We start from the raw sequence: 15,735 nt of genomic DNA, 5'->3' as shown, positions 1-15,735 counted from the left end.
AATGAAAAAGTTTTTAGTTTCTTATTCTTGGTTAATTTTATTGTTCTTGTATTTTCCAATGATGGTTTTAATGGTATATTCCTTCAATGATTCTCGAATTAATGCGGAATGGGAAGGCTTTACATTCCATTGGTATACAGATTTATTTCAAAAACAAGATGTTATTGATGCGTTTGTAAATAGTATGACGATTGCAGTTATAACAACAGTTGTAACAACGATACTTGGTATGTTTTTTGCGATAGCATTACATCGTTACAAATATCGTTTTGAAGGGGCCATTAATGGTCTTGTATATTTACCTATTTTAATTCCTGATATATTAATGGGATTATCTTTACTTATCCTATTTAGTCAATTAGGTATGGAACTTGGACAAACAACAATTATTATCGCACATATTACATTTAGTATTTCATTTGTTGTTGTTATTTTAGCGGCCCGTCTTTCTAGCATGGGACGTGATTTAGAAGAGGCTGCAAATGATTTAGGAGCAACGCCATGGCAAACGTTTCGCCATGTGACGTTTCCGGCAATTGCACCGGGAGTTGTTTCAGCAGCGTTATTAACATTCACATTATCAATTGATGATTTTGTAATTAGTTTCTTCGTATCAGGACCAGGATCAACAACATTGCCATTATACATTTACAGTATGGTTAAGCGCGGAGTATCACCTGAAATTAATGCCCTTTCTACAATTTTAATTGTTGTTATTGTAGGATTAATGGTGCTATCGGAAATCTTCCGTAACAAAGGTGCAGATGGTGAAGAAAACTCTGGAGGACACCTTCCTTTATAATACGAACGATATAAAAAGTACGAGGGGGTAAAACCGATGAAATTAATGAAAAGAATAGCTGGCGCAGCAATTAGTTTTAGCCTTGTTGCTGGTGTACTTGCCGGTTGTGGTGAAAAGAAAGAAGAGTTAAACATTTATAGCTGGGCTGACAATTTTGATGAGCAAGTGCTAAGAGATTTTGAAAAGAAATATAACGTAAAAATTAACTATGATAAGTATGCAAGTAACGAAGAAATGCTTGCGAAATTACAAGCTGGTGGCGCAAAGTATGACTTAATTCAGCCGTCTGATTACATGGTTAAGACAATGGCGAAAATGGATTTATTAGCGCCGTTAGATAAGAAGAATATCCCGAACATCGAAAATATGATTTCTAATTTCAAAACGCCAGCATTTGACCCAGAGAATAAATATTCTTTAGTATACACTTGGGGCGTAACAGGGATTGCATACAATAAAAAGTATGTGAAAGAAGCACCTACAAGCTGGGCTGACTTATGGAACGAGAAATATAAAGGACATGTAACATTACTAAATGATTCTCGTGAAGTATTAGGAATGGGTCTTAAGAAGCATGGATTCTCAAACAGCACGAAAGACGATGCAGAGTTAAAGACAGCAGCTACTGATTTACAGAAGCTACTTCCAAATTTATTAGCATTTGATACAGATAACATTAAACAAAAGTTCATTACAGAAGATGCTTGGATCGGAACAGTTTGGTCTGGAGATGCAGCATTTATCGCAAAAGATAATAAAGATGTAGAGTACGTTGTACCAAAAGAAGGCGGCACAATTTGGGCCGACACGTTAGCAATTCCAAAAGGTGCAAAAAACAAAGAGCTTGCAGAGAAGTTTATGAACTATTTATTAGATGAGAAAGTAAGTGTGAAAAACTACGAGTCAATTGGGTACAGTAATCCAAATGAAAAAGCTCACCCTCTTCATAGTAAAGAATATCGTGAGAACCATATGATCTTCTTAACGAAAGAAGAATTAGATCGCACAGAATGGCTTGTTGATGTAGACGATAAGTTAAAAGACTATGATCGTTACTGGACAGAATTAAAAACAAAAGGTAAATAAGTAAGGAAATGCGGTTTCTAAAGTAGAAATCGCATTTTTTCATAGTAGGAGGAAATCGTTTGAAGAAGAAGTTACATCAGTATGAGGTAATGTGTGTTATTTTATTACTTATGGTATTTAGTATTATTGCTTGGCGCGTACATGCAGGTGGCGTTACAGTGATGGATACATATGTCCGCGGATTAGTAAAGGGGTTACAAACGGAGAGCTCACTTACTTTTTTCTCATACTTTACAAAGTTAGGATCAGCAATTGGAATTGTAACTATACTTATTATAAGTTTGCTTGTTTTTTGGCAGAAACGTTATTATGCTGCAATGATCGTGTATCCAATGGGGGTTTTGATCACACATCTCGTTAATAAAGGAATAAAAGAAATTGTGAAAAGGGAGCGTCCGTCGTTAAATGAAGCATTAGATGCACTTGGGTATAGCTTCCCTAGTGGGCATGCAATGTTATCTATTATGACATTCGGTTTTCTTACTTATATCATTGCGGCAAATTTGAAGAGTGTAACTGGGAAATACGTTATAACCATTTTGATGGGTATATTAATTGTATCGATTGGATTAAGTAGAGTTATTTTAAATGTACATTATCCAACTGATATTTTAGCAGGTTATTGCGTAGGTGGTATTTTGTTAATTATCGCGATTTATTATCATCGTTTACTTACTAAGAGGCTTCAGCTCAATAAAGAGAGATAAAAAACGTCTGGAAAAACTATCATTATAGTGTTTCCAGACGTTTTTTGTTTGTATGAAGATGTGATACAGTATAAGTGATAATTGAATTATTTAAAGTAGGTGAAAATGTGTGAAGACAAATGTACATAAAGTGGATAAGTGGGGGAAGTTAGGAACTTTCTTGTATCAGTTTCGTTATACAGTAATTGTAGCGCTACTATTGCTTGCGATAGCACTCGGTATTTTTGCTCCAAAGCTACCGGGAGTATTAGGTGGTGATGGTTTTCAAACGGAAGGGGACTATCAAAAGACGAAAGAAATTTTAGATAAAGATTTTAAGAGGTCTCAAGATACGCTCCTACTCGTTTTTGAAAGGAATAAGGATGCTTCACATGAGGATTTTAAAAAGCAAATAGAGAGCATTGTAAAGAAGGTTGAAGAGAACGAGAAATATGAATCTTTCCATCATCCAGTGCAAAATAAAGAAATGTTACAAGATAATATCGGTTATGCGACAATATTATTTTCCGGGAAAACAACTAAAGAACGTATGGAAAAGACATTACAGTTCGCTGATACTATTGAGAAGGAAAGTAATACAGCATTAAAAGTAACACCTACAGGATTTCCAAAAATTAATCAAGAGATTAATGAAAGAACACAAAATGATTTAAAAGTAGCAGAGATGATTGGTTTACCAATTGCATTTCTCGTATTACTATTTTCATTTGGTAGCCTTTTGGCATCTATTTTACCGATTGTAAATGGCGCGCTTAGTGTCATTAGTACGATGGGGATTTTATATTTTATAGGTAGCGACAAAGAGTTATCTATTTTCGTATTAAATGTTGCACCGATGATTGGACTTGCACTATCCATTGATTTTGCACTGTTATTTGTGAATCGTTTTCGAGAGGAAGTTGCGAAGAGAACGGTGAAAGAAGCGATAGCGATTACGTATCAAACGGCAGGACGTGCGATCGTATTTTCAGGATTATGCGTATTCGTTGGTTTATCAGGCTTATTTTTCTTTAAAATTGATTATATTCAGTCTGTTGCCATAAGCGGGATGATTGTTGTGATTATGAGTATTTTATTCTCACTTACACTTCTTCCAGCACTATTATCTTTAATTGGAAAACGAATATTAAAAAAGAATCAAGTAGCACATACACCGGCAAAGGCATGGCGTAAATTTGCACAATTTGTAATGAAACATCCAATCATAATGATTATTGCTGTTACAACATTTATTGTTATTTGTTTATTACCGCTACGTACAGCTAATTTGCAGTTTCCTGGTGTTGAAGCGTTACCTGAAAAGAGTGACACTAGAGTTGCTTATGAGAAATATGAAGAAGCATTTAATAAAACGGTCCAAACACATGCTGATGTTACATTAGTAGTAGAGACGAAAAAAAATATAAAAGAAAAAGAGAGTTTACAAAAGATAGAAGAAGTTGTTCAAAAGTTAAAAGATGATGAGAAAGTATATGAGGTAAGAAGTTTATACGATGGGTTAACCGGAATGAAAGCAGATCAAGTTGCTGGTATATTGCAGTCGCCAGAAGCGGCAAAAATAGCTCCTGTATTTGAAGCGTACTCAAAAGGAAATAAGACAATAATAGAAGTCTTTTTGGATACGAAGCCTCGTACAGAAACTGCGAAACAGTGGGTTCGTGATTTCAAAAGTAATTATAAAGAAAATGATGTTACGTACTACCTAGGCGGAATGACGACGTTCCAAAAAGAGTTAGAAGATGAAATTAAAGATAAAGTTGCAATTGGTATGTCAGTTATATTCGGATCAACCTTTGTCATTTTATTATTCGCATTCCGTTCTATACTCATTCCAATTAAGGCAATTATTATGAACGTACTTAGTTTAAGTGCAACAATTGGAATTGTCGTTTGGTTATTTGAGGGTGGTCATTTTGGTTTAGAAGCGAGTCCTGTTTTATTTGTATTACCAATCTTCATTTTCGGCCTTGTATTTGGGCTTAGCATGGATTATGAAGTATTTCTTATTTCACGTATTCATGAGCTTTATGAAGAAACAGGAGATAATGATCAAGCAACGTTAGAAGGGCTCGTTTCAACGAGTAGAATTATAACGTCAGCTGCTTTAATTATGATCGTTGTAACGGGTGCGTTCGCATTTACTGATATTTTACCAGTAAAGCAAATGGGTCTTGGCGTGGCATTAGCGATATTCCTTGATGCAACCGTTATTCGTCTTATGCTTGTACCAAGCTTAATGAAGTTGTTTGGAGACTGGAATTGGTGGCTGCCATTTCGGAAAAAACGAGAAAAATCATCATAAAAAATACTCATCTTATAGATGAGTATTTTTTTATGAATAGCAAGGCCTACATTTTGCAAATAGTATGTGATAAGAACATTACATATAAGTAGGTGAAGGCAATGTTTCGTTATTTCAAATTTAAGCTAAATGATACAGTACAATTTTCAGAAAACGATGGGCATATGTATCGCATTGTCGGTTATCGATTAGAAAAAGGATTTTATCCAAAAGATGAATGGACTCATATCATTTATGAACTGCTTAGAGAGTTTGATGGATATACGATGGACGCAGAAGAGGAGGAACTTGTAAAGGTTATTCAAGTAGAGGATGAGTATTACAAAATACAAGAGCTATCGGGCTATCGGTATCCAGTAAAAATGAAGCAAAAGCAGCAAGTTATGAAAGGAGAGAAAATAGACGACTTATTAGATACATACAACGACTATAAACGATTGGCGGATTTCTTCAAAGATTTATCGTATGAGCAAAAAGCTGAAGAAGTATTGCAGGAAATGAAAAGGCTTAGAGCGTGAGGGGCAGTCGATTATAAGGCTGTCCTCTATTTTTGACGATGCATCAAAGCGTGTTTTCCGTTACAATGAGAGAATCAATAGAAATAAGGTGATATAGTATGGAAACAAAGAAGAAGGGCGAATGGTGCGAAATTACTGTACCGGCTAAATGGAATGGTATAAGTATCGAATCGTTATTAAAAGTAGAATGGGAACTACCGAAAAAGTTATTACATCAGCTTCGTATGGAAAAAGGTGTTACTGTTAACGGTGAACAGAGAAGATGGAATGAGCTTTTAAAAGAGGGCGATAAATTCCAAGTTCACATGTTTATGGAGGAAGAGTACGGTGTAGAGCCAGAATATGGTGAGTTACATGTAGTATATGAAGATGATCACGTACTTATCGTAAATAAACCAGAGAAAATGGACACACACCCTGCCGAAAAAGGTGGAACGGGAACACTTGCAAACCTTGTTGCTTTTCATTTTCAAATGCAAGGTTTAGAGACGAAGGTTCGCCATATTCATCGTTTAGATAAAGATACGACAGGTGGTGTCGTGTTTGCTAAACATAGAATTGCTGGCGCGATTATGGATCGTTTATTAATGGAACGAAAAATAAAAAGAACGTATGCTGCGCTTGTTGAAGGGAAAGTGAAAAAGAAGAAGGGTACAATTGACGCTGCTATTGGAAGGGATCGACATCATGCTACGAGACGTCGTGTTTCCCCAAAGGGTGATGAAGCTATTACATACTATAAAGTAGAAAAGTATTTTAAAAAGCACAATACAACCTTTGTAACCTTACAATTAGAAACAGGTAGAACGCATCAAATTCGTGTGCATATGAGCCATAATGGTAATCCGCTAGTTGGGGATGTGTTATATGGTGGACAAACAACATATATGTCAGGGCAAGCGTTACATGCAATGAAAATTAATTTCTTGCATCCAATTACGAAAGAAGAGATCGAAATTGATGTACCGTTTCCTACAAAATTAAACAATATAATGAAAGAATTTCAAAGGGAAAATGTGTAAAGTGTAAGTTTTAATTTGAGAAAAGTAAATTTTTGCAGGAATTTCTCTAAAAGAAGCGAAGCCGTAAAGAGAAAAGAGAGGTGAGAATTACTTGGTCAAATATAAATATATACTAGGAATATTTTTCGCTTGTCTTTTATTTACCCTATGCATCTATCCATATTTACCAGAACGTTTGGCAGTACATTGGAACGAAAATGGTGGGCCGAACGAATTTATGAGTAAACAAGTTGTTGTTGCATTTATTCCGGTTCTTATTATTTTTTTACATGGATTTGTGTATATTATTTCACATAATATATATAAGTTTAATGGAGGAGAGCATTTCATTATAGGCGGATTTATAAAGACGATTACTTTATTTATGTTGTTTATTCATATGCTTATTCTCGTTATTAATTTTGGAAGTTTTATATCCTTTCAGACAGGATTAACGATCGGGATTAGTATGTTTCTTTTTATGCTTAGCAAAGATTTTAAAAAGATAAAGGGTAAAGAAAAAGATCCAATTAAATTACAAAAAATTCGTTTAGTGAGTAGACGAATTTTTCAAGTGATGGCATGTGGTATACTGTTTTCCTTGTTTTTGAACTTGAAGTGGGGATTTTATGTATTGCTTAGCGTAATAAGTTGCGGATCTATTTTGTTTATGTCCTACATTTTATATTCATACATAATAGAAAGTTACGAAACTTAAAAAGAGTCTTCTCATTATGAGAAGACTCTTTTTATCTATTTACTTCGTAATAAATTGTTGTGTCCAGTAGTTACCGCTTTCTACATAACCAACACCGATGTGAGTGAAGCCGTTATTTAAGATGTTTGCACGGTGTCCAGCACTGTTCATCCAAGCTTGTACTACCTCTTCAGGTGTACGTTGGCCTTGAGCGATGTTTTCACCTGCAGATGTATAAGAAATACCAAATTTCTTCATCATGTCAAACGGAGACCCGTATGTAGGGCTGTTATGATCAAAGTAGTTATTTTTTTGCATATCTTCAGATTTAACACGCGCTACTTTGCTTAATTCAGTATCGATTTTTAGTGCTGGTAAGCCTTGTTTTGTACGCTCAGCGTTTGTTAATTCAACAACACGTTGTTCGAACTCGCTTAAAGATTTTGCTTCTTCAGCAGGCTTTTGCTCAGCTGGTTTTTGTTCTGTAGGTTTTTGCGTATTATTGTTTTCAGCAGGCTTTTGAGCTTCTGGCTTTTGTTCAGCAGGCTTTTGCTCAGCTGGTTTTTGTTCAACAGGCTTTTGAGTTTCTGGCTTAGCTGTTGGTTGCTCAGTTACAACATTTTCAGTAGGTTGTTGACCAGGAACGAAGCAATTTGGTTGGAAGTTTCCTTGTTGCCATTGTGCTAATGATTCAACTCCCATAGATTGTAAGAATGCTTGTAACTCTTGTTGGTTCATTTGCTTCATCATCACTTTTGAATGCTGAATATTTTGAACCTTTATGTTAGATGGTTGTACTGTTGCAGCTTGTGCATCTAAAGAAGATACTCCTAAAGTAAGAGCTGTTGCAGCAGCTACAGATAATAAAACACGCTTTTTCATGATGTGTGTCCCCCTATATAAAGTTTTAATTTGTTTTCACACGATTTGTTTTTGACAGCCTGTCTGACTGACAAATCCATCGTAGCATACAATTTACGAGAAAAAAGATGGAAAAAAATTCATAGACTTAAAATTTACCTAATTTATCCTAAGGAGAGAAAAGGAGAGAAATAAGAGAAACGTAGAGTGTAAAAGGAATTTTCAGCATTTTTATACTTCGTTTTAATAGGAGGTTTTTGGATAAATGTACCTATATTGAAAATGAAGAATCCTATTGTATCAATGGTTTGAACGTTTTTTTAAGGAATATACTGGATTGTTTTTTACAAAACTGTAATGTTTCTGTTGTTCTTTTTTATAATAAAGTAACATATTTTTAATGTTGTAGCAGACAAAAAAGCGGCTATCTCTTTACATAGACGAAGGAGATAGCCGTTTTCCTATTATTACGTATGTTACGAGTTATTACGAGTTAGTTTCAATTGCTTCTAATAATAAATCTACAATGTGAATTCCTCTCATTTTATGAGAAAGACCTTCACGTTCAATACCTAGTTTCATTTGTAATAGGCACCCTGGATTTGCAGTGACAATTGTTGCTGCATCTGTTTCATGTACACGGTCCATTTTATAATCTAGAAATTCCATTGATAATTCTGAGTGTACAATGTTGTATATACCAGCCGAACCACAGCAGCGATCCGCATCTTTCATTTCACGGTATGTTGCGCCTTGAATGGCTTCTAGTAGCATACGAGGTTCAGAAGATGTTCGCATAACGTTACGTAAATGGCAAGAATCTTGATACGTAATAATTTGCGGCGTGAGTCGTAAGTCAGTTCGTTTATGGAAATCTAGTTCTACTAGAATAGCGGTAATATCTTTAATTTTAGAAACAAACTGCTTTGCACGTTCAGCCCATTCTGGATCATCTTTTAGAAGATAATCATAGTCTACGAGGTAAGCCCCGCAACCACCTGCATTCGTAATAATATAGTCGATGTTTAAGTCTTCGAATGCTTTTATATTTCGTTTCGCTAATTCTTTTGCTCCACTCTTTTCACCAGCATGTCCATGTAATGCACCGCAGCAACTTTGTGTTTGCGGGATAACGATATCACAACCGGCTAATTGAAGAAGTTTCATCGTTGCGTTATTTGTTTCTAAAAACATCGTATCCATTAAACAGCCTGTGAAGAATGCAACTTGTTTTTTCTTTGTACTTTCAGCAGATAAAAATGTAGGACGATCTTTCATTGCTTTCATTTTAGGGACTTTTGGTAAAACGAGATCCATCGTTGCAAGTGTTTCAGGGAATAACTTCATAATACCTGTTTTATGAGTTAACGTTTGTAAGCCGGAACGTTGGTAAAATCCGATAAGTCCAGTTAAAGTTCTCATTCGATTTTGATGTGGGAATAATCCTTCAAAAACGATTTTACGAACGGCTTTCACTGGCATAGAGAATTTTTTATTTTGATTAATAATATCACGGGCTTCTTCTAATAAATGTCCATAATTCACACCAGATGGACAAACAGGTTCACAAGCACGACAGCCAAGGCAAACGTTTAAAGTATTTTCAACATCTTCATCTGGCTCGATTAAACCATCAACGACAGCTTTCATTAATGCGATACGTCCGCGCGGCGAATGTGATTCTTTATACCCAGATTGAATGTAAGTAGGGCAAGTAGGTAAGCAGAACCCGCAGCGCATACAGTTTAGTAGCTCATCTTCACTTAATCGTTCTTTAAATTCCTTTTGAATGTTTTCTTTATTTAATGTTGTCATCGCTCAACCACCACTCTTTTACGAGTGTCTTTCGCGAACATCTTTCCAGGATTCATAATGTTATTTGGATCGAAGGCTTGTTTAATCCCTTGCATAGCGGCAATACCTTCTTTACCTAATTTCATTTCTAAATAGGGAGCTTTCATCGCACCAACACCATGTTCACCAGTAATCGTACCACCAAGCTCAATTGCTTTCGCAAATATTTCAGCAAAAGCTTGTTCAGCACGGTGCATTTCTTCTTCATTACGGGCATCTGTCATACAAGTTGGATGTAGGTTTCCATCACCAGCGTGTCCAAACGTACAAATAGGAATATTAAATTTTTTTGCGATGGCATTAATAGCTTCAACCATCGGAGCAATTTGTGAACGAGGTACTGTTGCATCTTCTAATATTGTCGTCGGTTTTAATCTTGCAAGTGCTGATAGTGCGCTACGGCGTGCTGTACGAAGTGCATCTGCTTCCGCTTCATCTTTTGCAACGCGAACATCAACTGCATTCATAGAGTGGCAAACGTTAGCCATTTTTTCAATATCTCGATCGACCACTTCGGGTGGACCATCTTGTTCAATTAATAAAATTGCTTTTACGTCAGTTGGTAAACCGATTTGTGCAAACTCTTCTACAACTTCAATTGTCGGTTGGTCTAAAAACTCAAGTGTCGCTGGAATAATTTTATTTGCAATAATAGAAGAAACAGCACGTGCAGCTTCATTAATATCTTCGTAGAGTGCCAGCATTGTTTTCTTCGTTTCAGGCATAGGAACAAGTTTTAATATCGCTTCTGTTACTACTCCAAGTGTTCCTTCAGAACCGATAAATAGACGAGTTAAATCGTAACCAGCAACATCTTTTGCTAATTTACCACCAGTACGAATGATATCACCATTTGGTAAGACAAGTTCAAGACCCATTACATAATCACGTGTTACACCATATTTTAATCCACGTAATCCGCCTGAGTTTTCATTAATATTACCGCCGATTGTAGAAATTTTCATCGAGCTTGGATCTGGCGGATAAAATAATCCCTTTTCTTCTACTGCTTTAATAATATCAAGTGTAATGACACCAGCTTGTACGGTAATTGTTAAATTTTCTTCATCAATCTCTAAAATATTGTTCATATGGCGGAAAATAAGGACGATACCGCCTTCTAGTGGACAAGTTCCTGCACAAAGGTTTGTTCCAGAACCACGAACATACACAGGGATTTTGTGAGAGTTACATACTTTTAACACTTCAGCTACTTCATTTGTATTACGAGGAGCAATGACTGCATCAGGCATTGCTTGGAAGTTTGGAGTGGCATCATAACTATAAGTTAAGCGCCCCATATTGGATGTATCTACATTATCTTCGCCAACAATGGATACGAATGAATGAATAATTTGCTTGTCTAACATTGGAAATCCCCCTCAAACTGTTAACGTGTTTAGTCATAATAAAAACGTTGTAACAGTGCTTTCATTATAATGATAAAAAAGTTGGAGGATTCTTTCTATGTATAATCATCTGAAGATTAATCTGTTTTATCGTTCTTTTTTGTATGATTATCTAATAAAAGGAGTGCGAAGTATAAAACATTTAAATCTTTGAATTGTTTCGGATCAAGTCCGGTATGTTCTTCAATTTTTTTTAGTCGGTAATGCAATGTATTAATGTGTATATGTAATTGCTCAGCTGTCTGTTTATAAGATTGGTTATAATCGATAAATAAACGTAAAGTGTGCATGAGCTCAGGAGATTGTACTAAGTTTTCAATGGTACGCTCTAGAAACTGTTCTCGCGTTTCGATAGAAATATCTTGTAAGCACATTTCTAAACGTAAATCTTCATTAAATACAATTTTTTTCGTTTCAAGTGACACAGAAAGCGCTCGTAGTGCTTGTTCATATGATATGTGCATCTTGCTTGGCGTAACGGTTTGCCCAATCCCGATATATAAAGGGATAGAAAATAAAGTTTCACAGTCATGTTTTAACCGTTTTAAAAATAGGTAAGTTTGTTCTTTAGAGCTCATCGCTGAAAATAAAATAAATCGATCATTTCCCCAGCGAACAAATAGATGGTCTTTTGCTAATAGATTGCGAATATGTTGCCAAACTTTACGCTGGAGCATCGTATCATTTTGATCAATCGAAAACAAAATAAGTTGTTTCTTCTTATATAAATCAACGCCAAGTGTTTTTGCACGATCGAGAAAACTTGAAGACCAGTCTGTATTTTGAAGCCAATCAAAGACAAATGCTTCATAAGAACGGTGTTCAAGTTCTAATTGCTCTAAAAAGTAGTTTTCATGAATTAATAATTCGGTCATCTTCCGTAATATTTCTCCGTATTGTGAAATATTGTCGGGTTCTCCTGTAATTCCAATAACACCAATTACTTCGTCATGAAATAGTAAAGGAAGATTCATCCCGGCTTTTACACCTTGCAACCGTCGTTCATCTTCTTTTGTAATGATGACGGTTTTCTTTTGTTTCGCGCAGCGGAGTGCTCCCTCATGAAATTGACCGATTCTTTTTGCATCTGTACTGGCGATAATAACACCTTGTATATTAATGATAATAATATTTTCTGTAATTAGTCTGCGTACTTCCCGTACAATTTTATTCGCTAAATCAGGAAAAAGCATAATTTGCACACCTCAAATTCTATTTGTTGTACATTATATATGTAAGTTGAATAAGAAAGGAAGATTTCACACTTTCCACACATTTATTTGTTATTTTACAATTATAACGAAATCATTCGAAAATGGAGGGAATCTTTTGAGAAAGTATGTTTTTCTTCTCTGTTTTTTATTTCTATTAGTAGGGTGTCAAGGAAGTTCATATACACCAATTACTGAAGATAAAAGTATTATTATAACAACGAATATAAAAGAAGGCAGTATTAGTTTTATTGATAAAAAAACTAATAAATTAATTACGACATGGGAATTAAATGAACCGATGGCAGGAATTGCACTACTTCCAAACGGCGAGGACATACTTGTATATGGTAAGCAGTTAGAATACATGTATGTATATTCACTAGCAGAAGGAAGGCAAGTGGAAAAATATAAAACTGGAAAAGGCATTGTAAATGTGGTTGTATCAGAAGATAAAAAACAATTGTTTGCCGCCGATCAAAATGCACAAAAGGTAAGGTTCTTTACGATAGAAGGGAAAGAGACAGAAAGTGTTTCAACAGGAAAAGGACCGATAACCCTGGTAGAGTATCATAACCAGTTATCTGTACTAAACTTTTATGATACGAAGCTAACGACAATTGATACAAAGAAAAAAGAGGTTATACAATCCTTTATGATTCCACCAGCATCAACAGGAGCAACGATTAGTCCGGATGGAAAAGAGATATGGATTGGCGGACATGGTGATGGAAATCAAGTGAATGAGAAAGTATTAGTGTATTCTTTACAGAGCGGCGAAATGGTACGTTCTTTACACGCCCCGTTTATGCCTGTGAACATAACGAAAGATAATAAGTACGTATATGCATTAAGCCATGGTTCGAATACGCTTAGAAAATTTGATATTAGTACGTATAAAGAGGTAGCTTCCGTTGAAGTAGGCTCAAATCCATTTGCATTTTTGAAAAGCGGGGCAGAAGGATATGTAGCAAGTTATGATAGTGATGAAGTGTGCGTCATGGATATGAAGAGTATGAAAATAAAACAAACAATTAAAGTCGGAAAAGGACCATTTCAACTCATAGAGAGGGAAGGGAAGGACAATGGGTAAATATAGAGTGCTAGTTGTAGATGATGAAAGTGACATGAGGCAACTTGTCGGAATGTACTTAGATAACTTCGGATACGAGTGGGGAGAAGCTGAAAATGGAAAAGAGGCTCTAAAAAAATTAGAGTCAGATCATTATGATTTCGTTGTATTAGATATTATGATGCCAGAGATGGATGGACTTTCAGTTTGCAAAGAGATTCGAAAAACGTCAGATGTGCCAATTATATTTTTAACGGCAAAAGGTGAAGAGTGGAATAGGGTGAACGGTTTACGCATGGGAGCAGATGATTACATTGTAAAGCCGTTTAGTCCAGGTGAATTAATTGCTCGTATGGAAGCTGTACTAAGACGTTATACAAAGCAAGAACAGCAAGAGGAGATTCAATTTGGTCCCATTCTTATTAATGAAAAAAGTAGGAGGATTGAGGCAGATGGCGATCCGATTTCTCTTACAGTAAAGGAGTTTGATTTACTATATTTCCTTTGCCAACATACAGGACAAGTATTTAGCCGGGAACAATTGCTTGAAAAGGTGTGGGGGTATGATTATGCGGGAAGTACAAGAACAGTAGACACACATGTGAAAACGATGCGTTTGAAACTTGGAGAAAGTGGAAACTACATTCAAACTGTTTGGGGTGTAGGCTATAAATTTGAGGTGTAACGTATGTTTACGATGGTACAAAAGCTTTGGCTTACAGTAGTATGTGCAGTATGTGTAACAGTTTCCTTTCTTTATTTTGTATCTTTATACTCGTATGAAAAGTTATACGTTGATAATTTAAAAGACTCATTAGTAATGGAAGGAAAGCGTCTTGCAACGCAATATGATAAGAATGAAGGAATGTCAACTTTTGAAGAGAAAGTAAGAGCATTTGATCAAATATCTAGTTCAGACGTTCTTTTCGTTTCCAATCCTCGTGATCTAAGCGCATGTTTGCCTTTTGATGTGCATCATCATTCTCTTATAAGTGAAGGGGATAGACAAACACTACTAGATGGTAAAACGGTGACAAAGGTAGGATATGAAGAACATTTTGATCGGAATATTATGGGGGTTGTTATCCCTGTTTTAGATAATAAAAAGTTAGTTGGAATTGTATATTCTTATATTCCTTTAAAAAGTATAAAAGACTTAATATATGATATGGGTCTTATTTTAGCCCCGCTAGCAATTGCTATGATTTTAATTACGATATGGATTGGGAGAAAAATTATTATAGCGATTACGAAGCCGCTTTCGCAAATGGAGCGGGTTGCCAATCATTTCGCTACTGGAGATTTCTCGGAGCGGATTACCATTTCTTCAGAAGATGAAATTGGACGATTAGGAAAAGCATTTAATAAAATGGCGCATTCTTTAGAAACAGAAGATGTAAAGCGTAAGGAATTTTTGGCTAACGTTTCGCATGAACTTAGAACACCGCTTAGTTATATAAAAGGGTATAGTGAGGCTATCTTAGATGGTGTAGCAAAGGGACCGCAGCAAGAAAAAGTGACGCAGCTTATTCATAAAGAAGCGGATCGTATGCAGCGTCTCGTTCATGATTTATTAGATTTAGCGCAACTAGAAGGTGAACATTTTCCTCTAAAGAAGCAACCTATTGTGTTCTCGCAGCTTATTGAAGATGTGTTAGATACGTATGAACTAAAGTTTATAGAAAAAAAACTTCGTATTTCAACGAATTTAAATCCTGAAATTATCGTAATGATTGATGAAGATCGTATGCAACAAGTTCTTCATAACGTGTTAGATAATGCGATACGGTATACAAATCAAAACGGGAATATCATAATAACGCTAGAGCAAATAGACGATTACTGTGAGTTGAAAATAAAGGATACAGGAATAGGTATTGATGCAGAGCATTTAGAGAATCTTGGTGAGCGTTTTTACCGAGTTGATAAAGCGAGAAGTCGCCAACATGGTGGAACAGGTTTAGGGCTTGCGATTGTAAGGCAAATTGTTCATATACATGATGGTGAGTGGAAAATAGAAAGTGAAAAAGGTAAGGGAACAACAGTATTTATTAAGTTAAAAATACAAGATGAAGGAAGCATGTTCTAATGTAAAGGACATGCTTTTTCAATTGAATATAAATGAATATAGGAATAGATATAAATTAATAGCAAATAAATATTAAAAATTTGACTATTTTATGAACAAAACATTTGTACTTCTTACCAATTCGTT

At 35.5% G+C, this 15,735-nt stretch carries 14 protein-coding genes; 10 read left to right on the top strand and 4 right to left on the bottom strand.

The genetic code is table 11. The features are described from left to right. Position 1: 1 nt before the first annotated feature. The 7 genes from potC (at position 2) to A6J74_RS10385 (ending at position 7,134) form a co-directional block, all read left to right on the top strand. Positions 2-802, top strand: a complete 801-nt coding sequence (potC, locus tag A6J74_RS10415) for a spermidine/putrescine ABC transporter permease PotC (protein WP_000714202.1) — start codon at positions 2-4, stop codon at positions 800-802. A 36-nt stretch (positions 803-838) separates the two neighbouring features. Further along, positions 839-1,888 carry a spermidine/putrescine ABC transporter substrate-binding protein PotD gene (gene potD, locus A6J74_RS10410; protein ID WP_000772488.1) on the top strand — a complete coding sequence of 350 codons (1,050 nt, stop codon included), beginning with the start codon at positions 839-841 and terminating at the stop codon, positions 1,886-1,888. Between the two features lie 59 nt (positions 1,889-1,947). Beyond that, positions 1,948-2,595, top strand: a complete 648-nt coding sequence (locus tag A6J74_RS10405) for a phosphatase PAP2 family protein (RefSeq protein ID WP_000727805.1) — start codon at positions 1,948-1,950, stop codon at positions 2,593-2,595. A 109-nt stretch (positions 2,596-2,704) separates the two neighbouring features. Then, the gene (locus A6J74_RS10400; protein ID WP_000856447.1) at positions 2,705-4,897 is read left to right on the top strand and encodes an MMPL family transporter; all 2,193 of its coding nucleotides are present in this window, start codon (positions 2,705-2,707) and stop codon (positions 4,895-4,897) included. Positions 4,898-4,998: 101 nt separating this feature from the next. Continuing rightward, a complete protein-coding gene (locus tag A6J74_RS10395) occupies positions 4,999-5,415 on the top strand; it encodes a hypothetical protein (RefSeq protein WP_000490306.1) in 417 nt (138 codons plus the stop codon). 98 nt (positions 5,416-5,513) lie between these two features. After that, positions 5,514-6,437: an RluA family pseudouridine synthase gene (locus A6J74_RS10390; protein WP_000448340.1), complete on the top strand. Its 924-nt coding sequence runs from the start codon at positions 5,514-5,516 to the stop codon at positions 6,435-6,437. Positions 6,438-6,528: 91 nt separating this feature from the next. Continuing rightward, positions 6,529-7,134 carry a DUF1648 domain-containing protein gene (locus tag A6J74_RS10385; RefSeq protein WP_000241828.1) on the top strand — a complete coding sequence of 202 codons (606 nt, stop codon included), beginning with the start codon at positions 6,529-6,531 and terminating at the stop codon, positions 7,132-7,134. A gap of 39 nt (positions 7,135-7,173) precedes the next feature. Here A6J74_RS10385 and A6J74_RS10380 read toward each other — a convergent pair whose 3' ends face one another. The 4 genes from A6J74_RS10380 to A6J74_RS10365 all read right to left on the bottom strand — a co-directional run bounded on the left by A6J74_RS10380 (position 7,174) and on the right by A6J74_RS10365 (position 12,430). Continuing rightward, positions 7,174-7,995, bottom strand: a complete 822-nt coding sequence (locus tag A6J74_RS10380; RefSeq protein ID WP_000747570.1) for a CAP domain-containing protein — start codon at positions 7,993-7,995, stop codon at positions 7,174-7,176. A 465-nt stretch (positions 7,996-8,460) separates the two neighbouring features. Then, positions 8,461-9,789, bottom strand: a complete 1,329-nt coding sequence (locus A6J74_RS10375; RefSeq protein WP_000209622.1) for a (Fe-S)-binding protein — start codon at positions 9,787-9,789, stop codon at positions 8,461-8,463. Beyond that, positions 9,786-11,198: a glycolate oxidase subunit GlcD gene (gene glcD, locus A6J74_RS10370; RefSeq protein ID WP_000884782.1), complete on the bottom strand. Its 1,413-nt coding sequence runs from the start codon at positions 11,196-11,198 to the stop codon at positions 9,786-9,788. The genes A6J74_RS10375 and glcD overlap by 4 nt, the downstream gene beginning before the upstream one ends. A gap of 116 nt (positions 11,199-11,314) precedes the next feature. Next, positions 11,315-12,430 (bottom strand): CdaR family transcriptional regulator, encoded by a 1,116-nt coding sequence (locus A6J74_RS10365; protein ID WP_000898653.1) that lies wholly within the window; start codon positions 12,428-12,430, stop codon positions 11,315-11,317. A gap of 136 nt (positions 12,431-12,566) precedes the next feature. Between A6J74_RS10365 and A6J74_RS10360 the strand changes: the two genes are divergently transcribed. The 3 genes from A6J74_RS10360 to A6J74_RS10350 are packed head-to-tail and all read left to right on the top strand — an operon-like array spanning position 12,567 to position 15,609. Continuing rightward, on the top strand, positions 12,567-13,541 hold the full coding sequence (locus tag A6J74_RS10360) for a YncE family protein (RefSeq protein WP_001234167.1): 975 nt from the start codon (positions 12,567-12,569) through the stop codon (positions 13,539-13,541). Then, a complete protein-coding gene (locus A6J74_RS10355; protein WP_000521658.1) occupies positions 13,534-14,205 on the top strand; it encodes a response regulator transcription factor in 672 nt (223 codons plus the stop codon). The genes A6J74_RS10360 and A6J74_RS10355 overlap by 8 nt, the downstream gene beginning before the upstream one ends. A gap of 3 nt (positions 14,206-14,208) precedes the next feature. Continuing rightward, positions 14,209-15,609 carry a sensor histidine kinase gene (locus A6J74_RS10350; RefSeq protein ID WP_000494805.1) on the top strand — a complete coding sequence of 467 codons (1,401 nt, stop codon included), beginning with the start codon at positions 14,209-14,211 and terminating at the stop codon, positions 15,607-15,609. The last annotated feature ends 126 nt before the right edge of the window (positions 15,610-15,735 follow it).

Source organism: Bacillus sp. FDAARGOS_235 (genome assembly GCF_002073415.2).
Taxonomy (GTDB): Bacteria; Bacillota; Bacilli; order Bacillales; family Bacillaceae_G; genus Bacillus_A; species Bacillus_A toyonensis.
The sequence above is the reverse complement of the archived record's forward strand: the minus strand, read 5'-3'. Positions and strand labels throughout refer to the sequence as shown.

Bases quoted from the DNA above. Each gene is read 5' to 3' on its own strand.
- glcD (WP_000884782.1), bottom strand. From the start codon at position 11,198: ATGTTAGACAAGCAAATTATTCATTCATTCGTATCCATTGTTGGCGAA.
- potC (WP_000714202.1), top strand. From the start codon at position 2: ATGAAAAAGTTTTTAGTTTCTTATTCTTGGTTAATTTTATTGTTCTTG.
- A6J74_RS10380 (WP_000747570.1), bottom strand. From the start codon at position 7,995: ATGAAAAAGCGTGTTTTATTATCTGTAGCTGCTGCAACAGCTCTTACT.
- A6J74_RS10350 (WP_000494805.1), top strand. From the start codon at position 14,209: ATGTTTACGATGGTACAAAAGCTTTGGCTTACAGTAGTATGTGCAGTA.
- A6J74_RS10365 (WP_000898653.1), bottom strand. From the start codon at position 12,430: ATGCTTTTTCCTGATTTAGCGAATAAAATTGTACGGGAAGTACGCAGA.
- A6J74_RS10395 (WP_000490306.1), top strand. From the start codon at position 4,999: ATGTTTCGTTATTTCAAATTTAAGCTAAATGATACAGTACAATTTTCA.
- A6J74_RS10355 (WP_000521658.1), top strand. From the start codon at position 13,534: ATGGGTAAATATAGAGTGCTAGTTGTAGATGATGAAAGTGACATGAGG.
- A6J74_RS10390 (WP_000448340.1), top strand. From the start codon at position 5,514: ATGGAAACAAAGAAGAAGGGCGAATGGTGCGAAATTACTGTACCGGCT.
- potD (WP_000772488.1), top strand. From the start codon at position 839: ATGAAATTAATGAAAAGAATAGCTGGCGCAGCAATTAGTTTTAGCCTT.
- A6J74_RS10375 (WP_000209622.1), bottom strand. From the start codon at position 9,789: ATGACAACATTAAATAAAGAAAACATTCAAAAGGAATTTAAAGAACGA.